Origin of the sequence: Vibrio sp. 1-2 (7-a), from assembly GCF_013048515.1 — a bacterium.
Taxonomy (GTDB): domain Bacteria; phylum Pseudomonadota; class Gammaproteobacteria; order Enterobacterales; family Vibrionaceae; genus Vibrio; species Vibrio diabolicus.
Genome location: NZ_VHSQ01000005.1, coordinates 250,661 through 274,780, shown reverse-complemented (window position 1 = coordinate 274,780; position 24,120 = coordinate 250,661). Strand labels below are relative to the sequence as shown.

Annotated in this window: 15 protein-coding genes; 6 read left to right on the top strand and 9 right to left on the bottom strand. The window is 45.9% G+C overall.

What is annotated here, in order from left to right:
- Positions 1-13: 13 nt before the first annotated feature.
- The 3 genes from FKN08_RS15785 to FKN08_RS15775 all read left to right on the top strand — a co-directional run bounded on the left by FKN08_RS15785 (position 14) and on the right by FKN08_RS15775 (position 5,518).
- Complete coding sequence (locus FKN08_RS15785) at positions 14-2,179, top strand: polysaccharide biosynthesis tyrosine autokinase (RefSeq protein ID WP_006740799.1); 2,166 nt, start codon at positions 14-16, stop codon at positions 2,177-2,179.
- A 366-nt stretch (positions 2,180-2,545) separates the two neighbouring features.
- Complete coding sequence (locus tag FKN08_RS15780; RefSeq protein ID WP_170892501.1) at positions 2,546-3,811, top strand: DUF1835 domain-containing protein; 1,266 nt, start codon at positions 2,546-2,548, stop codon at positions 3,809-3,811.
- A gap of 402 nt (positions 3,812-4,213) precedes the next feature.
- Entirely contained in the window at positions 4,214-5,518 is a 1,305-nt protein-coding gene (locus FKN08_RS15775; protein ID WP_170892500.1) for a dicarboxylate/amino acid:cation symporter, read from the top strand.
- 89 nt (positions 5,519-5,607) lie between these two features.
- On the opposite strand, the gene FKN08_RS15770 is transcribed toward FKN08_RS15775, so the two are convergent.
- The 4 genes from FKN08_RS15770 to FKN08_RS15755 all read right to left on the bottom strand — a co-directional run bounded on the left by FKN08_RS15770 (position 5,608) and on the right by FKN08_RS15755 (position 8,501).
- Positions 5,608-5,997 (bottom strand): YkvA family protein, encoded by a 390-nt coding sequence (locus FKN08_RS15770; protein ID WP_170892499.1) that lies wholly within the window; start codon positions 5,995-5,997, stop codon positions 5,608-5,610.
- A gap of 165 nt (positions 5,998-6,162) precedes the next feature.
- The gene (locus FKN08_RS15765; RefSeq protein WP_170892498.1) at positions 6,163-7,287 is read right to left on the bottom strand and encodes a M20 family metallopeptidase; all 1,125 of its coding nucleotides are present in this window, start codon (positions 7,285-7,287) and stop codon (positions 6,163-6,165) included.
- 9 nt (positions 7,288-7,296) lie between these two features.
- A complete protein-coding gene (locus FKN08_RS15760; protein WP_005458317.1) occupies positions 7,297-7,764 on the bottom strand; it encodes a YjiG family protein in 468 nt (155 codons plus the stop codon).
- The gene (locus tag FKN08_RS15755; RefSeq protein WP_170892497.1) at positions 7,764-8,501 is read right to left on the bottom strand and encodes a nucleoside recognition domain-containing protein; all 738 of its coding nucleotides are present in this window, start codon (positions 8,499-8,501) and stop codon (positions 7,764-7,766) included. The genes FKN08_RS15760 and FKN08_RS15755 overlap by 1 nt, the downstream gene beginning before the upstream one ends.
- A 448-nt stretch (positions 8,502-8,949) precedes the next feature.
- Between FKN08_RS15755 and FKN08_RS15750 the strand changes: the two genes are divergently transcribed.
- Together FKN08_RS15750 and FKN08_RS15745 are read left to right on the top strand one after the other, a co-directional pair.
- The gene (locus tag FKN08_RS15750; RefSeq protein ID WP_015313644.1) at positions 8,950-9,237 is read left to right on the top strand and encodes a hypothetical protein; all 288 of its coding nucleotides are present in this window, start codon (positions 8,950-8,952) and stop codon (positions 9,235-9,237) included.
- Positions 9,238-9,333: 96 nt separating this feature from the next.
- Positions 9,334-10,050, top strand: a complete 717-nt coding sequence (locus FKN08_RS15745; RefSeq protein WP_170892496.1) for a DsbA family protein — start codon at positions 9,334-9,336, stop codon at positions 10,048-10,050.
- A 67-nt stretch (positions 10,051-10,117) separates the two neighbouring features.
- Here the strand turns inward: FKN08_RS15745 and FKN08_RS15740 are convergent, their stop codons facing one another.
- From FKN08_RS15740 to FKN08_RS15720, 5 genes are all read right to left on the bottom strand, one after another.
- Complete coding sequence (locus FKN08_RS15740; RefSeq protein WP_170892495.1) at positions 10,118-12,178, bottom strand: alpha-amylase; 2,061 nt, start codon at positions 12,176-12,178, stop codon at positions 10,118-10,120.
- A gap of 180 nt (positions 12,179-12,358) precedes the next feature.
- Complete coding sequence (gene mtgA, locus FKN08_RS15735) at positions 12,359-13,036, bottom strand: monofunctional biosynthetic peptidoglycan transglycosylase (protein WP_170892494.1); 678 nt, start codon at positions 13,034-13,036, stop codon at positions 12,359-12,361.
- 151 nt (positions 13,037-13,187) lie between these two features.
- Positions 13,188-15,437 (bottom strand): 1,4-alpha-glucan branching protein GlgB, encoded by a 2,250-nt coding sequence (gene glgB, locus FKN08_RS15730; protein WP_170892509.1) that lies wholly within the window; start codon positions 15,435-15,437, stop codon positions 13,188-13,190.
- Between the two features lie 213 nt (positions 15,438-15,650).
- On the bottom strand, positions 15,651-17,831 hold the full coding sequence (gene malQ, locus FKN08_RS15725) for a 4-alpha-glucanotransferase (RefSeq protein ID WP_104970424.1): 2,181 nt from the start codon (positions 17,829-17,831) through the stop codon (positions 15,651-15,653).
- Positions 17,832-17,948: 117 nt separating this feature from the next.
- Positions 17,949-20,402 (bottom strand): glycogen/starch/alpha-glucan phosphorylase, encoded by a 2,454-nt coding sequence (locus FKN08_RS15720; RefSeq protein WP_005396762.1) that lies wholly within the window; start codon positions 20,400-20,402, stop codon positions 17,949-17,951.
- A 735-nt stretch (positions 20,403-21,137) separates the two neighbouring features.
- On the opposite strand from FKN08_RS15720, the gene malT reads away from it, so the two are divergent.
- The gene (malT, locus tag FKN08_RS15715) at positions 21,138-23,846 is read left to right on the top strand and encodes an HTH-type transcriptional regulator MalT (RefSeq protein ID WP_005396763.1); all 2,709 of its coding nucleotides are present in this window, start codon (positions 21,138-21,140) and stop codon (positions 23,844-23,846) included.
- Positions 23,847-24,120: the final 274 nt, after the last annotated feature.

Below are 24,120 nucleotides of genomic sequence, written 5' to 3'. Positions count from 1 at the left end.
AGAAGTTAAAGTAATGACAACACAAACTATTAAGCAATCACGTCAAGCCGACGATGAGATCGATTTGGGAAAGTTATTTGGGATCATTCTTGATGCCAAATGGCTCATTCTATGTACCGTAGTCCTATTTTCAATTATAGGCGTCGGCGTTGCCATTCTATCAACACCTATCTACAAAGCTGACGCTCTTATCCAAATTGAAAGTAAGAGCTCCGGTGGTATTTCAGCGATGGTTGGTGATATGGGAGAGCTGTTTTCAGCAGAGTCATCAGCGACAACAGAAATTGAGATCATTAAATCTCGTATGATTTTGGGTGGTACAGTTGATAAGTTCAACTTAACCACGGTCGTCTCTCCGAATTACATGCCTATCGTCGGTAAGGGCTTAGCTCGACTGCAAGGCGAACAAATCAGTCTGAGCGTTTCACGATTTAATACCCCTTCTTACGCAGTTGGAATTCCTCTAACTCTCGAAGTTATTGATTCTGAAAAACAGACGTTCAGACTTATAGAAGATGACAATAACGTCATTTTAGAAGGTAAGGTTGGCGAGCTCATTGAAAAGAACGGCTATCAATTCTTAGCTACAGAAATGATAGCGCAAGACGGCGCATCGTTTACCGTGAGTAAAGTCAGCAAATTAGATGCAATTAATAAACTTCAAGAAAACTTATCGATAAGCGAACGTGGTAAGCAAACCGGGATTATTTCTTTAAGCTTCTCTGGTGAAGATCGCGCTAAGATTCAAGCTATCTTGAACGACATTAGCCAGAACTACTTCTTGCAAAACGTTCAAAGAAACTCAGCAGAGGCAGAGCAAAGTCTCGAGTTCTTGAAAGGCCACCTTCCAGACATCAAAACAAAACTGACCGCTTCTGAAGACGTTTTAAATCGATTCCGTCAAGAAAATGAATCTATCGACTTAGGCCTTGAAGCTCAATCAACGCTTAAAGTGATGGTTGAATTAGAAGCGCAGTTAAATGAGCTTACATTCAAAGAGAGTGAAATCAGCCAGCGCTTTACACAAGATCACCCGGCTTATAAGTCTCTGCTTGATAAACGTGAGACGCTACTCAAAGAGAAAGAGCGTCTTAATAAACAAGTTCAAAAGTTACCGAAAACACAGCGTGAAGTTCTACGCATGACGCGCGATGTAGAAGTAAACCAACAAATCTACATCCAGCTATTGAACAAGGTTCAAGAGCTCAACATCATTAAAGCAGGAACCGTTGGCAACGTTCGAATCTTAGATAACGCTCAATCGTTCTCTAAGCCAATCAAGCCGAAAAAGGCGCTTATCGTTGTGCTAGCCACACTGCTTGGCGGCATGGCAGGCGTGGCTTTCGTATTAATTCGTGCGGCATTCCACCGTGGTGTAGAAACACCAGATCAAATTGAGCAGATTGGTATGCCTGTTTACGCTAGCGTTCCAAAATCTATTCAACAACTGGAATTTGCAAACAAGCTTAAACGAAACAAAGGCAGCAACGATGAGCTAGTCCTTCTTGCTGAAGCTAACCCGGCCGATCTTTCCATCGAGGCCCTGCGTAGTCTTCGTACTAGCCTGCACTTTGCGATGATGGAAGCGAAGAACAATGTTCTTATGATTTCAGGTCCAGCACCATCTATCGGTAAAACGTTCGTATCGACAAACTTTGCAGCCGTCGCTGCGAAAACAGGTCAGAAAGTACTGCTTATCGATGCGGATATGCGTAAAGGTTATTTGCAGCAATGTTTTGGTTTACGTTGGGATAACGGTCTTTCTGATTATTTGAGCGGCAAGACATCCCATAGCAATATCATTAAATCAACATCCATCGACAATCTAGATGTGGTTACTCGTGGCCAAGTACCACCAAACCCGTCAGAGCTTTTGATGCATCCTCGCTTTAAGAGCTTTGTTGACGAAATGTCGGCGCAGTACGATCTTGTGATCATCGATACGCCGCCTGTACTCGCGGTTACCGACCCAAGCATTGTTGGTGCAATCGCAGGAACAACATTGATGGTAGCTCGTTTTGATCAAACGACTTTGAAGGAAATTGAAGTCGCACAAGGTCGCTTTGAACAATCCGGCGTGGAAGTAAAAGGCGTAATTCTAAACGCCGTAGAGAAGAAAGCGTCAAACTCATACGGATATGGTTACGGTTACTATAACTACGCTTACAAGAGCGAGTAATTAATATCTACATGTATTACAAAGCCCTGCTAGACCTAGCAGGGCTTTTTTATTACTGAATCCTGTAATGCATATCTACTAGAAAACGGATGGTCGTTAACATCTACATAGGCATTGGCTGTCAAACTATTCAGCACTTCTTTAATGGGGCTGATATTTTGTGATGCAGCTCTCTCATGAATAGTTGCATGATGGATTGTGAAACCCTACTATCAGTCTGCTCACGCCTAAAGCCCCCAACACTCGCGGAAAGAACTTGGTTCACGGCAACTCTTCCACCCTGCTCTGTATAGCAGGAACAATCTGTTTTTACCTTCTTTTTAGCTTCTATTTAGGCGAGTGTGGAAGAGATAAGAAAGGTGAAAAATGAACTCTACAAATAGCTTCTTAATCAACATTAACCAACAAAAATCCGTTGCTAAAAAAAGGCTCAAAGCTATACGTCAACACGATGATGAGATGTTGGATCGAGTTAAGCGATTTCACTCCAAACCAGAATCATTAGCTCCCAATACAATTCAATTAGCTGACGTTCAACATTCGCTAGCCAGAGAATTAGGTTTACCAAGTTGGAGTAAATTAAAAGCGCATGTCGAAGAGTTAGAAGCTCACAAAGACGCCATCAAAAAACACTTCCCTCCTCTTGATAGCGAGCTAAAAACGCTCCATGTCCGCTGTGGGCATGATATTCAGCAACGGCTTAAAGACAGCGGATTCGAGGGAACATTTTTAGCCCTAATAGATCCGCTTTGTATTGGCCCCATACCAGCAACACCACAAAACTTCCTTGCCATTCGTGCCCAATATGTCGTAGAGACTCTGCTGCCCGTGATGAAGCGTGAAGATTCAGTGCAAGATATTGTCAAATTTGAGCAAGCTAATATTGATACGCTGCTCAGTGATACATTTGAACGAATCATCTTTTGGGTCGAACATGACAGCTATGATCAATTGATGCTAATTCGTGCTCTAACACAGTTAGAGAATGTAGAGAATAAAGTTATAGAGATCATTGAGTTGAACCAGTTTCCGGGCACTGAGCGATTCATCGGTTTGGGGCAGTTGCCTAAAGAGGCTATTCGCGCTTGTTGGCAATACCGTAAACCCGTGACAGCCAAATTATTCAGTCAGGCTAAACATTCCTGGCACGCTGTCACATCACCGACACCCATCTCTATGGTTAATTTGATCGAGCAGCATGATCTAGATTGCTTACCCAATATGCTCAACGTGCTAATACGCCATATGCAAGAGTTACCTCATTCACAAACAGGATTAAGCTTGACTCAGCAGATTGCATTAGAGGCCCTAAGTTCTCAAAATCGTTCAATTCTCATCAAAGATTGGTTTGAGCAATATCAACAACGTGAACCTCTACCTTACCTGGGTGATGTGATGTTTTACGCCTTACTCCTCCCTCTAGCACAATGTCAAACGCCTTTAATCACGATTGAGTCACGTGAAAGGGACTGGTTGGAACAGAGCGTCCATATCACTGAGGCTGGTCAGCATTGTTTGGAAGGCTTCATGCTAGCGAAGCAATGCTATTGGGTTGGGGGTATTAGCAATACCAATCAGAATTATTGGAGTTGGGATCACCTCCAATTATCTACATTGACCAACCATCATTGATTCAGCGGATAGGTAACATAAGCAGGGGCATAGACGGCTCGTTAGCCCCTTGTGTTCAGCCCAATACAAAAACAGTCAAAAAGAGACGGCTTCTAGCCTGAATAAAATCTAGATAGTTATGCAAGAGCAACACTCCTTAAAGATAATATGCACTCCATTTACTACCAAAAATAAATGTAAACACTCCTTCTTATCGGTTGTATGTTCGATAAAAGTGTTAAAATACAAACTTTTCGACCAGTCAAATAGTTAAGATTTGGTTAAAACTCTATTTTTATTAGTGATAAAGTTCACATCTATTAACCATTTAGAGGATTATTCTTTCGTATTTTCTCACTCCACTGCTACTCTGCTCGCCGCTTTGAAGTGAACTCAAGGTGCATAACTATAAGGAGTGTTCTCATGAATACCAAGAAACCGATGTCGCTAACCAGCCGCGTAATTTTGGGTATGGTAGCGGGTATCTTGACAGGATTTGCAATTCGCATACTTTTTGCCGGCAACGGATTTGTCGACGCATACATTGTTAATGGATTATTTGAAGTTGGTGGACAGATCTTCGTCGCCAGCTTAAAAATGCTCGTAGTCCCTCTAGTGTTTGTTTCACTAGTTTGTGGTACTAGCTCCCTCAAAGACCTTTCTACACTGGGTCGCATGGGTGGTAAAACCCTCGCTTTCTACGTTACAACAACGGCTATCGCGATTACGCTTGCTCTAACTGTGGGTACTCTGTTCCAGCCAGGTGCTGGCGCTGACCTAACCGCAGCAAGTTCATTCAAATCAGCAGAAGCACCATCTTTGGGTCAGGTGATCATCGATATGTTCCCAACCAACCCTATCAGTGCGATGGCTGAAGGTAAAACCCTGCAAGTTATTGTGTTCGCAGTGCTATTTGGTATAGCGATCAGCGCAGCAGGCAAGCCTGGTGAACGTATTGCAGCGTTCTTCTCTGATCTGAATGAAGTGATCATGAAACTGGTAGCGATTTTGATGAACTTAGCGCCTTATGGTGTGTTCTTCTTGATGGCGAAGCTATTTACTGGTCTTGGTCTGGGCGCAATCGTCAATCTGGCAGAGTACTTCTTAGTACTGGCGGGGACGCTTGTCCTGCACGGCCTAGTCACTTACAGCTTAATGTTAAAAGGGTTCACTGGTCTAAATCCAATTACGTTCCTACGTAAGATGGAAGACGCGATCATGTTTGCTTTCTCGACCGCATCATCAAACGCGACGATTCCAGTGACAATGGAAACGGCTAAGCACCGTATGGGGGTTGAGAACCGCGTATCATCGTTCACAGTACCACTTGGTGCAACCGTGAACATGGACGGTACGGCGATCATGCAAGGTGTAGCAACCGCCTTTATTGCTCAAGCCTTCAATATTGATTTAACTATGGGCGATTACCTCATGGTAATCATGACAGCTACATTGGCATCTATCGGTACTGCGGGTGTCCCTGGTGTTGGTCTTGTAATGCTAGCCATGGTATTGAATCAAGTTGGTCTGCCTCTTGAAGGTATCGCGCTCATCATGGGTGTTGACCGTCTTCTTGATATGATTCGTACCGCGGTAAACATCACTGGTGACAGTGCAGTAACCGTCATTGTCGCAAAATCAGAAGGCGCATTGGATGAAGCTCGCTTCAACGATCCAATGGCAGGCGTAGCCGAAGAAGAAGTGCATCTTAAACGCGCTGACGCCTAAATCGTTCTACGATTACCATTCTGAAATTATATAGTCCTGTCTAAAAGAAAGCCCCGATGGAAACATCGGGGCTTTTGTTTTCTCCGCGTCTAGAAATGCTCTTTCAAATCCGCCATCGAATTCAGTTTTTCTTTAGCTTGTGCTTCGTGTTCTTTAGTGATGGCATTGCCTACAGAGTTTGCGGCTAAGGTAAGCGCTGCCATGTCATCGGTAAAGCCGACACCTGCTAGTACGTCAGGCACCATATCAGTTGGTAATACAAAGTAAGCCAACGCGCCACCTAAAATCGCCTTATGGCGAACGGCGGTGTTGGAATCTGTCATCGCGAGCCATGATTTTATGCCCATAACGGCAATTTCTTCACCCGCTTTCTTAACCGACCCTTTCATTTTGCGCCAGAAGGTTTTCTCATCTGGCGCTTGCATCGTTTGATCTTTAGCGTCTTTCGGCGCCGATTTTACAGACATTGTTGTGGTCATCGTTGCCTCCGAAATTTATGACTGTGGCCAACATATTAATAAATCGAACCTGAACGCAAGATTAATAAAAAGAAATGATAGTAAAGTGAAACAAAAACACAGATAGAAAAACCCCCAAACCGAAGTCTGGGGATCGTGATGTTAGGAACTAAGTTGTCGAGTGCACTACTGAGCTATCTTCTCCAGTACACGCATCAGCATTTTGATACGTGGTTCGATAGACTCAAGCAATAAATACTCTTGATCGCTGTGGAAACCTGCACCGATAGGTCCTAGACCATCCAAAGTTGGAACGCCAAGAATTGCCGTATTGTTTGCATCAGAGCCGCCACCCACTTCTTTCCAGTTGATGTCGATAGACAGTTCACTTGCTGCTTCTTCAACTAATGCCATCAAGCTTTCAGTTTGCGCGCTTGGCACCATAGAAGGTTTGTAAGCTTCACGAACCAACTCGATGCTAACGCCATCAACAAATGGTGTCTCCAGCATACCGTTTAGCTTGCTATCGACATCGTCGTACTCATCGTTATTCCAGAAACGCACATCCACGATCGCTTCAGCGTGCTCAGGGACGATGTTTGCGCCGTTACCGCCAGACACAATACCCACGTTTAATGTGGTACCAGATTCGAAGTTCGTCATGGCATTGATTGCGAGAATCCAGTTCGCCATCTCGGTAATTGCACTGCGGCCATTTTCTGGTTCGTTGCCAGCGTGGGCCGCCACGCCGTTAAACGTGATTTTGTAACGCGCCATGCCTTTGCGCGCTTTGACTAAACCGCCGTCTGAGCGTGCTGCTTCTGCCACCAATACGTTTTTCGCGTTTTTTGCAACAGATTGAATCCAGTCGACCGAATCTAACGAACCGGTTTCTTCGTCTGGGTTCATGCAGATACAAATCGACAGTTTATCCAACACCGCTTGGTCGAGGTTACGCATCGCGTACACAATATTCAGCAAGCCAGATTTCATGTCCGAGACACCCGGACCGTACGCTTTTTCAGGGTCTTGAGACATAGGGCGTAATCCAGCGGTACCGACAGGGAACACTGTATCCATGTGACCAATCAGCATCACGTCAACTTGCTCAGCTTCAGGCTTGTTTCGAACTTCAAGACCGATGCCCGCTCTGCCACAGTCGATGCGTTTTACGCTCCAACCTGACATCGCTTGGTACTTCCCTTCAAATTGAGAAGCGATGAACTCAATGCCATCAGTGGTGTACGTGCCACAATCGACATTGATGAGAGGACGAAGTTCTTCGAGATATTCATTGAGAGAAAACTGCATGATTGCCCCCTAAACAAACAAGTTCATGACTAGCATTGCGCCAAATGCGTTCAATACGGAAATCGCAATCATAATTGGGATATAACGACCTTCAGTACCGATAGGTCCCATAATTCGCCCCATGTACTGAACCTGTGAGCCCATTAGGTAAATTGCAGGTGCAAGAATCGCAATGTGCGTACCGTTCAAGATGCCTTGGTCAAACAATGTGATAACCACGCCAACTGCGCCGCCCATCGACATCCAAGCACCAATCAGCACCGCAGCCGCTTCACCTGGCAAACCAAAAACCGCCATTACTGGAGAAAATACCGAGCCCATCAAATCCAACGCGCCAGTAATCTGCAACGCTTTAATGATGACAAACGCCATAAGAACGTTAGGCACGGTTGATGTTGTCGCAATAACCCAGCCTTTTTTAGCGCCTTCAACGAAAATATCCGTCACCATCGGCTTACTTACTTTTACGTCACTCATTACGCCGTCTCCTCTTTTAAGTTCTCAGATTTGTTTTGATCTTGCTTGTCTTCTTTACCTTCTGTGATGTTTAGGTAGATACGGAATAAGTTCGCGCCCACAATTTTAAACAAGAACATAACCACAACCGCCAAACCAATAGAAGACGTTACGGCAAGCGAGCCATCCGCCATCGTTAGCGTAAACAGCACCGCACCTGAGGAAAAAAAGTTAACAATGGTGGCACCAGCGGTGAACTGGAACATAGTGAACACATCGGTTTCGCGTTTGGTAAGATGGCCTTCATCTTTAAGCTGACGAGTCATCGCAGCACCTGCATCGGTACTTTGTAGAGAAGCAATCAGAGCCAGACCAGAGTTACCTGGGATGCCCATTAGAGGACGTAGAAGAGGAGTAAGAAGCTTACGAGCTGCTTCAAGCGCACCATAGTGCTCAAGTACATTGATCATACCCAGTGCGAACATAACGGTAGGAATCAAAGTAAGTGCAAAAATGAAACCGTCACGTGCACCGCTACCACCAGTACCACGAAGCGACGTTGTTGCAACTTGCACACCGTCAGCCGTTTCGGTGACACCATAAGCCACCTTGCCGAAAGAGCCATTCAACGTGGTGAAATCAAATACGCCATACCATTCGTTCGATTGCATGAGACCAGAAAAGAAGACGACCGCAAACGCCAGTGCAACGTAGCACCCCAGCGTAACCTTGCGCTCAGTTTGAACAGGATTTTTCATAACATTACCTACACATGTGGGATAGGACACATATGTTCACCCGAATAATGTGCTAGAGAGATGATCAAAATCAATCCGTCTGCCGAACATTCTGGCGACTCAATTATGAAGTTTTGTTTTATGATTTTAATCACATTTGAAAGATAATAAAAATTTGTGCTAACAATTAGGTATATTAATCTATATCGATACCTCAGGACTTCTTCATCAACCCGACAAATGATTCTGACGAATATTGCTTTCTACAACATTCATGACGTACTTCATACTTTGGCATTGAGGCGATATCGATTAACTCGAAAGTAACATTCCATAATGAAATTTAGGTTAGGATTGTCCGGTCATATGCATACGGCATAAACCAGAATCAACAGGACTAGGCAGCCCATTGTTACGCTCACAACCTAAAATAGCCAAGTGGACACTCGCCCTCGTGTTTTGGGTGGTGATGGTATGTTTAAGCCAAAACTCCGGCTTCTCGAAAAGCTGCCCTAAGGCTCACCAAATACAGAGTCAGCAAGATGAAAGCGTGAATTTATCACCATCTTGCGACCTTTCAGAGAAGCTAGTTCAAGCGTACCAACACCAGTTTGATCATATTCTTATTCCATTTTTTCTGTTTGCTTTGATTGTGGCGCTGCCGATGGCATCCACAGCAATTCGTTATCTGGAATACACAGAACCGATACGGGAAAAGTATCGGGTTCACCTAAAACTTTGCGTGTTTAGAGAATAAACCCAGCAAGGCGAGAAACCCACTCGCCTGACTTTTGTACGTATTTTATTCACTTCACATAACAAACAACGAAATCTAAAAGTTTTAGGAAATATTATGACATTCACTCGTACACTTTTGGCGTTAACGATGGCTATCGTACCTGCCGTATCTTTCGCATCAGAAAAGACCTCAGAACAAAAGCTAGAGGAAATTACTCAGATACTAAAAGAGAACCCTCAAATTCTTGATTCATTGCACCAAAACCTGCAAGAGTACATTGCGTATCAACAGTCATTTGGCGACACCTTGAAGGAGGTTCGTCACTATCTAAGTGATGGCAAACATTCCTCTTTTGGTGCTGAACCCCCAGAGTTAACCATTATTAACGTAACGGACTACAGTTGCCCTTTTTGTAAACGTTTAGAAGGAGAACTGGTCAAAGTTGGTAAGGAATACCCGCAGATAAAAGTGCTTAACCTCAATGTCTCTTTTAAAGAACAATACGAGAAAAACGGCTACAACTCGGCAAGTTACGCATTAAATGTTTGGCAAAACCAGCGAGATAAGTACGAACAAGTGCATGAGTTATTGGTGAAAAAACCGGGCGCACATGATGCACGTTCGTTAAAACAAATCGCGAAAAAAACGGGGACAGAAGCGCAGCTTGTCGACGACAAAGAGACCAAAGCGCTGCTTGATAAGAACTATCAGTATTTCACGCAACTTGGTTTACGCGGCACGCCTGCGTTGATCATTAATGATCAAGTCATTCCTGGCTATGTGCCGTTTGACGAGCTAGAAAAAGTCATCGACCAAGAACTGGCGAACTAAAACAACAAAGCCCTTCCTTGATAACTCAAGGAAGGGCTTTTTATTTATCGACATAAAGAGCGTTTAGTTACTTATTACGTCCTACAAACGCCACGATGACTTTGTCATTGCCAAGCGAACGAGAGAAAACGTACGCGCCTTCCTGTTCAATCACTCGATGCTGACCTGCGCCAATGGCAGGGTGTGCTTGACGGAACTGACCAAGGGTTTGCCAATGTTTGAGCAGCGCTTGCTTCTCATCCGATAGTTTCCAAACCATGTCTGAACGTGTGCCTTGGTGGAAATCATCCGCGTAAGGACCAATGTTACGACCCACTTCATCACCGTAGTAAACCTGAACAGCACCTGGGCTCAGAAGCAGTGCATTGGCGGCGTTACGCTGCATGCCGTGGTCTTTGAAGCGAGAGAAGAACAACTCGGTATCGTGGGAAGACATGTAGCTCACTGGGTTGAAGTCTTTCTCGTTCGCGATAGTTTCCGCATAGCTTTGGTAAGTGTCTGCCATTTGGCTAAAGCACGCCGCGCCTTTGTCTAGCTTCTTCTGCATATCGAAGTTGATCAACGCGTCAAAACCATCATCGAAATAAGGGCTTCGATACGCGGTGTGTCCCCAGACTTCGCCCATCATCCAGAACGGCTGACCTGATTTGCCATTTTCTTTACGCCACTGTTCTAAGCTGTTCGATGCCTCTTCTTTCAAGCGTTTCCACACATCACCTTCAACGTGCTTCACCGTATCGACGCGATAGCCATCAATGCCGAAGCGTTTCACCCAGTCAGTTTGCCACTCAATCAAGTAATCCGAGACGGTGTAATTGTCACGAGCTTCTACGCGAGTGCCAGGGTTATTCAACAACCATTGCGGCGGCGTGACTGCTTTATTGGATTCAGTAATGAAATCTGGCAAGCCAGCAAGAGACATCGTAATGTCGCTACTGCCCGGAGCTGGGTAACCTGGCAAGCCGGTTCTTACCCAATCGCCGCCCCACCACTTCGCCCAGTTAGGACTCTGATAATCAATATTCTGGTGATAGCTATGCCAATTTTCACCCGCTTTTGGTTGCCAGTCGCCCCATTTCTTGGTCAGATCGGCATTAGGCTTTAACACATCGATATCATCGAACTGTAGATCCGCCAATGTTGAGTAACCAGAATGGTTGATAACCGCATCCATCAAGACTTTGAGGCCACGTTTGTGTGCCTCTTCCACCAGCGTTTTTAAATCTTGTTCATTACCGAAGTTCTCATCAATCTTGGTGAAGTCACGCGTCCAGTAGCCGTGGTATGCATAAAACGGAAATGAACCACTATCGCCACCACCGACAAAGCCGTGCACTTGCTCAACGATTGGCGACAACCAAATCGCGTCTGTACCTAAGCTCTTAATGTAATCCAGTTTCTCAATCACGCCTTTAAGGTCACCGCCGTGGAAAGTACCTATCTCTTCTTTGCCGTCTTTTTTGCGACCATAACTGTTGTCGTTACTTGCGTCTGCGTTGTTGAAACGGTCAACCATCACGAAGTAAATGTTCGCGTTTCGGTAATCAAATAGCACCGCTTCTTTGGTTTTCTGTACAGGCTCTAAAAGCACTAGGCCGCCAGAGTCTTTGCTTGGCGTCAGCGATACTTGCTGATCTTTTACTTCGACCATTTGACCAGAATAGGCATCACGCAACTTGGTACCATCTGGGAAGCTATCACCCAACGCAATGGTGACTTCTTCGCCTTGGTAAACCTCACATTGCACTTGTGGAATTGGGCGTTTGAACTCACTCTTGGCGGCTTTCTTAGGTTCACGCTTAAAACGCAGTGTTTTGGCTTCTGCATCAAAAGCAAAAGAGTAATCGCCGGTAAAGCGGATTTTTAACGGTAGTTCCGTTGGTTTTCCGCAGTTCAGCGCAAGAGGTTTATTGAACTTCACTTTCTGACCATCGGGGGCAATGCAGTCGCCTTCAACGCCCGTGATTTTAAGCGTGTATCCGTCTTTGGTTAGAGGCACAACCAAAGGCTGTTCTGCACTTAGTGGGAAGTCACGGCTGTTGGTCGTGGTAGAAATGGTGATGTTAGGCTCGGCGATGGCACTTGCCGACGCAAGCAATAAAGTAGTGGTAATCAGGTTCAGTTTCATCGTTCAGTCCATTGGCAGCACATGGTAACCATGCACATTTATTAGTTTTATTCACACTAATTGTGCCTAGATAAGAAACTGAACACATCATTCTAATTGCCTACGCCCCAAAGGTTGTGACGCTTCACATTTTATTGATATAGGGGCGTAGTTCTATTTAAGCGCAATGGATTGAGGGACTTAAAGTTGCACGCTGCCAAGATTGCTCATTTGGTTCATCGCCCATCTTGTGCGGCGAGCAGTGTAATCACTTTGTGGATAGACTTTGATTCGATATGGGTTTGGCAACACCACGGCTAAACGCGCTGCTTGCCACTTCGAGAGTTGCTTTGCACTGACACCAAAATAATTCTGCGCCGCCGCTTCAGCACCGTAAATACCGGGACCAAATTCAACCACATTTAGATACACTTCGAGAATGCGCTCTTTGCTCCACATCAGCTCCATTAGCAAGGCAAAGTAAAGCTCGTAAGCCTTGCGAGCGTAGGAGTGAGAAGGAAACAAAAACACATTTTTCGCAGCTTGTTGGGTAATGGTGCTCGCGCCTCTCGACGGACCATTATCACCAGCCTCGGAAATCACGTCGAATAGCGATTCGAAGTCCAATCCATAGTGATGAGGGAATTTTTGGTCTTCGGTCGCAATCACCGCTAACTGCATATTTTTTGAAATACGCGACAAGGGTACCCATTCGTGTTGGCTGCTGTCTGGATAGTTCTTTGGTGGCACAACAATGCGGCTTAACTTCCATCCCCATATTGGTGGATCGACATATTTCACCACACCAACCAAAACGATTGGGGCAATCAGTAATATCAACACCATTTTAAATAGAAATGACTTAAGCCTTTTCAACATGTGTGGTTCCCCAATGCATTAGCGATTGATGATAAACAAACCAGCGAGCTTGCCTGATTCAATCAGGAACAACAAGTTTTTGAGGTAAAAAATAGGTCAAAAAAAGCCCGATTTACAATGTAAAACGGGCTTAGAATTTGATTAGACTGAATTATTTATTCAGCTTGTAGAACACGGTTGAAAGTGGTGGTAAACGAAGCTCAAGTGATTGAGGCAGTGATTCACTTTCGACTTTTTCCGTTTTCACACTGGTCAGCACTTTAAAATCGCTGCCGCCGTATTTGCTGTCGTCCGTGTTCAGCAGCAGTTCGTATTGACCTGCATTTGGAACGCCTAAACGGAAACGCTCGTGTGGTACGGGCGTAAAGTTAGTGATGATGAGAATACGCTCACCTTCTTTACTGATACGCTCGTGCGCTAGGATACTCGCATCGGCTTCGTCTTGTAGACGCCACTCAAAACCAGCAGGAACACAATCTTGATCGTGCATCGCCGCTTCATTTCGGTACAAGTGGTTCAAATCTCGCATCAGCTTTTGCACGCCTTGATGACGCTCATATTCCAGCAAGAACCATTGCAACTGATCATCGTGATTCCACTCCGCCGTTTGGCCAATTTCCGCACCCATGAAGTTCAGCTTTTTGCCCGGTTGACCATACATGTAACCGTAGTATGCACGTAGGTTTGCGGTTTGCTGCCATTCATCACCCGGCATCTTGTTATGGATAGAGCCTTTGCCGTACACCACCTCATCGTGAGAGAGAGACAAGACGTAGTTCTCGCTGTGCGCATAAACCAGTGGGAATGTGATGGTATTGTGGTAGTATTTGCGGTGAACAGGATCTTCTTTGATGTATGAAAGACTGTCGTGCATCCACCCCATATTCCACTTGAAGCCAAAACCTAAACCACCCATAAAGGTTGGCGCAGACACTCCAGGAAACGCCGTTGACTCTTCCGCAATCGTCATCGCATTCGGGAAGTGCTTGTACACTTCTTCGTTCATCCATTTTAAGGTTGCGATTGCGTCGTAGTTTTCGTTACCACCGTCGACGTTTGGTACCCACTGATCGTGGCTACGTGAATAATCGAGATAGAGCATCGATGCGACTGCGTCCACGCGAATACCATCAATATGGAATTGTTCAAACCAGTACAGCGCATTCGATACAAGGAAGCGACGCACATGTTCACGGCCTAAATCATAGATGTATGAGTTCCAATCTTGGTGCCAACCGCGACGCGGGTCCGGGTCGTGGAACAACGGTGTGCCGTCAAAGTTTGCTAAACCGTGGTCATCCGATGGGAAATGCGCCGGAACCCAATCCAACACCACACCGATACCAGCTTGGTGACACGCATCCACGAAGAATTTGAAATCATCAGGAGAGCCGTAACGGCTGGTTGGCGCAAATAAGCCAACGGGTTGATAGCCCCATGAACCATAGAATGGATGCTCAGACACAGGCATCAGCTCAACGTGGGTGTAGCCCATATCCACAAGGTATGGCACCAACTGCTCTGCGAGTTCGCGGTAGTTGAGGAAATCACCTTTCTCGTCGCGCTTCCATGATCCAGCATGCAGCTCATAAAACGATAACGCTTCATCACGCTTTTGTGTCACTGCGCGGTTTTGCCATTTCGCATCTTGCCATTGGTAACGCTTGTGATCGTAAGTAATGGATGCGAACGATGGGTATTGCTCAGAGTAGAAACCCCAAGGGTCTTGTTTGTGTGGCAGCCCTTCCCCATTTGGCCCTTTGAGCTCAAATTTGTACTGAACGCCTTCTTCTAAGCCAGGAATGAACAAACCCCAAATGCCATAATCTAAACGTTGCATTGGGTGACGACGACCATCCCATTGGTTAAAGCAACCCACAAGGCTAACAGCCGATGCATGCGGAGCGTAGACAAGGAAACGAACACCGGAAATGTTTTCACCGCCACGTTCTAGCGTGACAAAGTGCGCGCCCATGTAGTGATACATGTCTTTGGGCGTATGCAGATGCTCGTACTCTTGGTAGATATTGTGGTACTGGTACGGGTCATCAATAATTTGTTCAACACCATTCCAATCGACCGCTAAACGGTAGTGGGTCAGGTGTAAGTCGCGTTGCTCTTTTAAGATAAAACAGCTGTCGCCATCGCGTTCAAGCGCCACGCGAGGTTCACCATTAACAAGCAGTTCAACCTTGTTTGCGCCCGGCATCCACACTCGCAGCGAACCTTCGCCGTCATCAATGAATGGGCCCAACGCCGCAAATGGATCTGAGTAAGCCGCCTCAGCAAGCAGTTCGTACGCGCGTTCGTGTTTTTTCTTTATTTTCTTTGTTTTGGTGATTTTCAAATCTTTCTCCCTAGAGCCAATATTCGTTTGAACCGAATGTTGGTTTCTCCACAGCCAACGTTGTGAACTCACAAAAGACTCCGCTTCTCACGTTCGTCGCGTAAACGGCGTCAAAATACAAAAATGCCCGCTATTGTCGCGGGCATAATAACGGTACTTCATCCTAACGGATTGTGTGGGTTGAATGAGTGACCTAGACGGAACTTTCGTACCTCTGAGCTAACAAAATTGGTAATCCGCTCATTCATCTACGTCACTCTACGCATCTTATTTGCTCGCCTGTGCGCGAACTTCAGTGAGGCGTTTAGAAATGCGATTCACATCTTCACGACTGAAGATTTCATCTAGGTTCATCGACAATTTACGACGCCAGTTGGGATACTCATCCACCGTTCCAGGAATGTTGACAGGTTGATCCATTTCTAGCCAGTCTTCAAGCTGAACGCTAAGCAGTGCAGAGTCACCCGCTGCTACGTGCAGTTGCAGCGCTTCGCTTAGGTATGAATCCATTGGTACGAACTGCGCATCATGGCCAATGCCTTCTGGCAAGTAACCGTGCCAACGAACGCTGTCTAGGATGCCTTGTTTGCACTTCAAGCGATCAGCAAATAAGCCTTCCAACTGTTTTTCATCTGGGTACAGGCCAATCTCACGACCCATTTTCAAATCATCGCAGTGCCAGAAACCACGCAGGGTTGGCATGTCATGCGTACACAGTGCCGCCATCGATTGCTCTGCGTAGTGCTTCGGAGAAATGAACCCACCGTCTTCTTTCGATGTTTCGAAGAAGAACACTTTGTATGAGTGCACACCTGCATCGCGTAGGATATCGACGATTTCATCTGGCACAGTACCTAAGTCTTCACCAATCACAGAGCACTGATGACGGTGAGATTCAAGCGCTAGGATTGCGAGCATGTCTTCCACTGGGTAGTACAAGTAAGCGCCCTCTGTCGCCTTCTCGCCTTTTGGAATCCACCAAAGGCGAAGCAGGCCAAGTACGTGGTCGATACGCAATGCACCACAATGCTTCATGTTAGCACGTAGCAATTTGATGTAAGCGTCGTAGCCCGTCGCTTCTAGAACCTGAGGGTTAAGCGGAGGCAAACCCCAGTTTTGGCCTAGTGGACCAAGTACATCCGGCGGCGCACCGATGCTGGCGTCCAACACTAAGTTACCGTCGTCGGCCCAAGTTTCACTACCTGAGTCGGCAACACCGACAGCAAGGTCACGGTACAAGCCCACAGCCATGCCTTTTTCTTCTGCCAGTGACTGCGCTTCTTTGATTTGATCGTCTGCGATCCACTGTAGGTACATGTACAAGTGAACGCGGTCTTGGTTGTCTTTGATGTATTTCTGAGTACCGGCTGCGTCGAATGTGCGGTATTTCTCAGGGAATACAGGCCAACCCCACATGTTTGAATCTTCTGCGTGTAAATCAGCATGAAGCGCATCGAATGCAGCTTGGTGTAACAAGCTGTCGCCACCTTTTTCTACAAAGTCCAAGAATGCACGAGCGCGGTCGGTGTTTTTGTCTAAATGGCGAGCTTTAAACTCACTAAACAGCAGCGGAAGAACGCTCATTTTCAGTTGCGAAACTTCTGTGTAGTTCACCCAATGAGAGTCACGTGCTTTTTGTAGACGCTGTTGAAACTCTGCACTGCCAACACGTTGCTGAGCTTCAGCACTCAGTGCGAATTCAGGTACAGAACTTACGTCGATGTACATGATATTCAACCAACGACGAGAAGACGGGCTGTATGGGCTCGCGCCTTCTGGGTTCGCTGGGAACAGTGAGTGAATCGGGTTCAAACCAATGAAGTCACCGCCACGAGAAGCGATATCGCTCACCAACTGTTTTAGGTCACCAAAATCACCGATACCCCAGTTGTGCTGAGTACGCAGTGTGTAAAGCTGGATACTAGGACCCCATAGCTTTTTATGTTGGTTTAGATCGTCTTGTTTGAAACACGCTTTCGGCGTGATGATCAATGACATCTCGTAAGGCGTTTTACGACGCTTACGGCTGACAATCAATTTGTGATAACCCCAAGCCAAGTTCTTTGGCAATGCAAACACTAGAGGGCCACCCTCAGCACGCTCATCACGAACAATTTGGGACTGAAGATAGCCTTCAAGTACCTCTCCTTGTTCTGTTTCTAAACGCCAGCTGAATTCACTCTCACGAGCACTCGTACCTAGGTTTAGTTCCACTTCGACTGGTTCGCCGTCGCGTAAAACAAGAACAGGGGCTAGTACGTCTTTTTTATGTTTCTTTTCAGCAGAAGCCAATAGTTTTTCATCGCTGCTAGTATCGTAGCCAAGCGAAGCGAGCAAGCGGCGTAGCGTCTCCTCAGACACTTTTGCCTCATCTCCCCAAGCACTGACATAGCTATCAGCCAATCTCGCCATTTCCGCGACTTTCTTTAATGCTGTTTGTTCTTTCATCGCTTTCTCCGAAGGTAATACCAACACCTTCCATGTAGGGTTTTATTGTTATCAATAACTTCTTTTGGAAAATGACCAAAGGTAGCGCTTGGCTACCTTGGTCTTAACTCTGTTCTATTAACGGTGAACCGCTTTTAGTTTCCAGATGTTGTTCACATAGTCGCGAATTGAGCGATCTGAGGTGAACTTGCCGACAAGGGCGGTATTAAGAATGGCTTTCTTCGCCCAGCCAGCTTGGTCTTTGTATTGTTCGCTCATGTCTTCGTGCGCTTTCACGTAAGATGCGAAGTCCGCAAGACATAAGTACGGGTCACCACCATCTAGTAGGCTGTCGTACGTTGCACGCAGTAAGCCTGGTTGACCTGGAGTGAATTCTTCACCCAGTAGTAGGTCCATAGACGCTTTGAGTAGATGATCCGCATTGTAGTAATCAAATGGGTTGTAACCTTGAGCTTTCAGCGCTTTCACACCTTCAACGTCTAGACCGAAGATGTAGATGTTCTCATCGCCTACTTCTTCACGAATCTCAACGTTAGCACCATCCATCGTACCGATCGTTAGGGCACCGTTAAGCGCCATCTTCATGTTACCAGTACCTGATGCTTCTTTACCCGCAAGTGAAATTTGTTGTGATACGTCCGCCGCAGGAATAATAATTTCAGCCATGCTCACGCGGTAATCAGGAATGAAGACCACTTTCAGCTTGTTGCCGATGCGAGGGTCGTTGTTCACTTTCTCAGCAATCTTGTTAATAGCGAAAATGATTTCTTTCGCTAGGTGGTAACCCGGTGCCGCTTTCGCTGCGAAGAACACAACGCGAGGCACACATTCGAAGCCTGGTTCGTTAATAATGCGATGGTACAGAGACAGTACGTGTAGAAGGTCTAAGTGCTGACGCTTGTACTCGTGCAGACGCTTGATTTGAACATCGAAGATCGCATTAGTATCGAGTTCGATACCCATGTTCTCTTTCACCCAGTTAGCTAGGCGTTCTTTGTTCTCTTTCTTCACTGCCATGAATTCTTTCTGGAATTTCTCGTCAGTGGCGTACTTAGCGATGCCTTCTAGTTGCTCTAGTTTCGCAGGCCATTCTGGACCGACTTTCTCTGTGATTAGCTTAGAAAGACCTGGGTTACAGAACTTCAACCAACGACGTGGCGTAATACCGTTCGTTACGTTGTGTAGACGTGTTGGGTACATTTCGTGGAACTCTGGGAACAGATCTTTCTTAACCAATTCAGAGTGAAGTGCCGCTACACCGTTTACTGCGTAAGAGCCAATTACACATAGGTTTGCCATGCGAACCATGCGGTGGAAACCTTCTTCGATGATAGAAAGCTTCTGTTGTTTCGCGACATCACCCGGCCACATTGCACGTACGTCTTGTAGGAAGCGGTGGTTGATCTCGTAAATGATCTCCATGTGACGTGGTAGTAGGTGCTGAATTAGCGACTCTGGCCATGTCTCTAGTGCTTCTGGAAGTAGCGTGTGGTTTGTGTACGCGAATGTTTGAGAGCTGATTTCCCAAGCCGCTTCCCAAGTTAGACCTTTTTCGTCCATCAGGATGCGCATTAGCTCAGGAATCGCAATCGTTGGGTGCGTATCGTTAAGCTGAATAGTCTCTTGCTTCGGTAGATCCGCTAGCGAGTAGCCAGCTGCTTCGTGCCGACGTAGGATGTCACGTACAGACGCAGCAGAGTGGAAGTACTGTTGCATTAGACGCAGTGTTTTACCTTTCTCGTGGTTGTCATTCGGGTAAAGCACTTTAGTGATGTTGCCTGCGTCGATCAGTGCGTGCTGCGCTTCGAAGTAGTCACCGTTGTTAAAACTTGCTAGCGAGAATGGTGCAATTGCCTGACATTCCCAAAGACGTAGCGGGTAAACCGTGTCTGATTCGTAACCCACAATTGGTAGATCCCAAGGCATTGCTCTTACAGACATGCCAGGAACCCATTTGCGAACTTCTTTACCGTTCTCGTTAACCACTTCAACGTGACCGTAGAAACCGATCTCTTGTGCAAGTTCTGGACGAGCAATTTCCCAAGGGTAGCCTTCTACACCACGCCATGCGTCAGGTGCTTCTTGCTGGCGACCATCTTTGAAAGACTGTTTGAACAAACCGTATTCGTAGTGCAAGCCGTAACCGACGGTTGGGAATTCTTGTGCCGCACATGAATCCATGAAACATGCCGCTAGACGACCAAGACCACCGTTACCCAATGATGGGTCACGTTCTTCTTCTAGCAGGTCAGTTAGGTTGTAACCCAGTTCAGCCATTGCTTCTGTTACTTGTTCGTACAGACCCATGCTGATTAGGTTGTTGCCCGTCAAACGACCGATAAGGAATTCTAGCGAAAGGTAGTTAACGCTCTTCGCACTTTTAATGCGTGGATCTTCTTCAGTAGCAAGCAAATCTAAAGTAGTGAACTCAGCCAGTGCATGACCCATTGCTAGGTACCAAGCTCGGCTGTCTGCGTTTTCAATCGTGTGAGCGTAAGTTACAGATAGGTGTTTCTTTACGCTTTCTTGGAACGACTTTTTGTCAAATTGTTTTTGTTGAGTAGGTTTCATTACGAAATTCTCACGTCTTTTGGTAATTCATCTGCCATACATCGTGCATTTACCTCTGTGAATAAACATCCTCCTAATTCTCCTCCTTTGAAGGAGGAGGGCTGAGGGCGTAGAGGGGGTACCATTGCTAGGTTAGTGATCCAAATCTCAACAAAGTGAGCTTTGCTCCAGTTCTTAGTGATTTTGATCACAATGGAATATGAGAAAGGTTAAAACCCGTTCATGACGCTTTTTATAGCCCACTCATCTGATGATGTGAAAATTGTAATATTGGTCACATTAACTTGGTTAACATGGAAAGATTTTTCATAATCGATGTGCAACGAGATCTTAATACGTTCGAAACAAAAGATATTTAAGTGACAAAAATCACAAATAAAGGGCGTAGTTGATGGTAAATCCATCAACCCTTGAGAATTAGGAAGTGGATCAAAGTAACGGACATTTCTGATGTCGTACCATCCCACACGGCTCACAGGATTGTACGCTTTTTATACAAACTAGAATTAGGCGGTGTGAGTTATTTCTAGTTTTCGCTAGCTTTTATATCTAAGTGACCGTATGGAATGCTTTTTCAGACGGATGCAAGCCCCAACAGGAGGCGACATTAACCGGCATTCAATCAGTTTTTGATGCAGATGACATCATTCAGTAAGATGAAGCTTTCGAGGGGGCCTTACTGAAATGATCACGTCGCAATCACTTGGGTATACATAAATAAGGACATAATTACTAATGTGGATTCCATCTAAGCTTACTCGACCAGGACGCCTGCACAATGCCATCGTGCGCCCACGAGTGTTGGACTTACTACAGCAAGCGCCTTACTACAAATTGGTTTTATTCCGCTCCCCAGCAGGTTACGGAAAAACCACCATGGCAGCGCAGTGGCTATCCGATAAACCAAACGTCGGTTGGTACAGCATTGATGACAGCGATAACGACGGCTTTCGTTTTGTGAACTACCTGCTTCAAGCATTAAACAAAGCCACCAACTTCAGTTGCTCTAACGCACAAAAACTGGCGGAAAAACGCCAAATCTCTTCTCTACGTTCTTTATTCAGCGAAGTGTTCGCGGAAATGGCTGATTTTCATCAAGAGTGCTACGTGGTGCTAGATGACTATCACTTGATCACCAACGATGAAATTCATGAATCCATGCGTTTCTTCTTAAAACACATGCCAGACAACCTCACCGTTGTGGTAACAAGTCGTGCAGCGCCGCCTCTGGGTACTGCAAACTTACGTGTTCGTGATTTAATGATCGAAATAGGCAACGAGATGTTGGCGTTCGATACCGAAGAAACGACTCGCTTCTTTAATCAGCGTATTGCTGATGGCATCGACGAAGACATGGCAAACAGCCTCAGAACCTATGTGGAAGGTTGGCCATCGGCGATGCAGTTGATCGCGTTGCAAGCGCAACATCAAAACCGTACATTGGCACAAACCGTAGAGTCGGTATCTCAGTTCAATCACGCGCATTTGTGGGATTACCTGGTCGAAGAAGTATTTGACCTACTCGATCACGAAACTCGTCATTTCTTGATGCAAGTTTCCGTGCTTGACCACTTCAATGATGAGTTGGTGTTTGCCCTCACCCAACGCGAAGATGCGCTTGGTTTGATCGAATCATTAAACCGCTACGGCTTATTCATTTACCCGCTCGAAGGGGAGCAAAACTGGTTCCGATTCCATAACTTATTTGGTGAGTTTTTGTCTCATGAGCGCCAAGCGCGTATTCCTCAGCAAGAAAAAGATCTCCACCGCAATGCAGCTGTTGCCTGGTTACAACAAAAAGCACCGCACCAAGCGATTCACCATGCACAAAAGTCGAACGATAAAGACTTGGTGGTAGAAATTCTAAACGAATTCGGCTGGAAGATGTTTAACCAAGGCGAGCTCAGCACACTGGAAAGCTCAATTAATAAGTTGGATGCTGAGCTTCTGTTCAGCCACCCAAAACTTACGATGCTCCGAGCTTGGTTGGCTCAAAGTCAGCACCGTTATAACCAAGTAGGCCACCTGCTTGAAGAAGCGGAAGAGGAGCATAAAAAGCGTAACATCGAGTTAGATATTCATTATCAAGGTCAAGCAAACGCGCTGCTTGCTCAAGTAGCTATCAACAGCAACCAACCAGAGAAAGCACTCGAATTAGCGGAGCTAGCACTTAGCCAACTTGATAACACGATTTACCGTAGCCGCATTGTGGCAACTTCGGTTGTTGGCGAAGTTAACCACGTGCTAGGTAAACTCGACCGCGCGTTACCGATGATGCAACAAACCGAAAAATTGGCGCGTCAGTACCAAGTTTACCACCAAGCGTTATGGGCGATTTTACAACAAAGCGAGATTTTGATTGCGCAAGGTTACGTACAAGCCGCCTTTGAGCTGCAAGATTCCGCATTCCGCCTGATTGAAGATCAGCAACTTCAACATGTTCCTCTGCACGAGTTTTTGCTGCGTATTCGAGCGCAAGTGCTTTGGTGCTGGAACCGACTTGATGAAGCAGAGGAATGTGCCTACCGAGGTCTACAAATTCTCGAAAACCATTCGCCAAGTAAGCACTTACACAGCTACTCGATGCTGGCGCGTATTGCGGTTGGCCGTGGCGAGCTAGACAAAGCTGGTAAATTCATTGAGCATATCCAACACTTGATGAAACAGTCGACTTACCACGTAGATTGGACAGCAAACGCTTCACTATCGTTGATCCTATTTTGGCAAGCGCGCGGTAACACCGATGCAATGCAAGAATGGCTCAACACTGCGGTTCGTCCTGAATCGGCATGCAACCACTTTTCACAATTGCAATGGCGTAACATTGCACGCGCACACATCAACTTAGGTCAATATACCGAAGCGCGCGCAGCATTGGATTTCCTCCAAAGTGAAGCTCGTCGAACCAACCTGATCACAGATACTAATCGCAACTTAGTGGTCGAAGCGGTGTTTGCTGCTCGTCAAAAAGACGAAGAGCAAGCAAAAGCTTTGCTAAAAGAAGCGTTAGTGATGACAAACCAGACGGGGATGGTAGGTAATTTCCTCATTGATGGCGCCACCATTGGCGGGCTACTGGAGAAGTTAAGCCTACGCCATGAGCTAGGCGATCTAGAACGTCACCGCGCTCAACAATTGATGAAGGATATTTCGTCCAATCAGCGCAGCCGCTCTATTCACTTTGATGAAGACTTCATTGAGAAGCTGGTAAACCACCCTAACGTACCGGAACTGGTTCGCACAAGCCCACTGACTCAACGTGAGTGGCAGGTGCTTGGTTTGATTTATTCTGGTTTCAGTAATGAGCAAATCGCGCAAGAGCTTGATGTGGCAGGCACCACGATTAAAACCCACATTCGCAACTTGTACCAAAAGCTCAATATCGCCAATCGTAAAGAGGCCATTGTGACAGCTGAAAATTTACTCCAGTTGATGGGGTACTGATCAGCTCAAGAAAACAGATTAAAACCTAAAGTGAAATATAAGGGGTTGGCGTGATGCGTCAGCCCTTTTTTATGAGTCTAGAACGAGGGAAGTGCAATTTGCAAAGCACGTAAGTAACGTTGTTCATATAAAAAAATAGCCAACCGCAATAATCGCGATTGGCTTATATTTAGTGTGAACAAATTGTATTCACTAACAACGTCAGTTGGCTAGGTGACCCTCGGCTTAAGAAGGGTCGAGCAGTATTATGCATTAATCGTGCCAAAATGCAAAG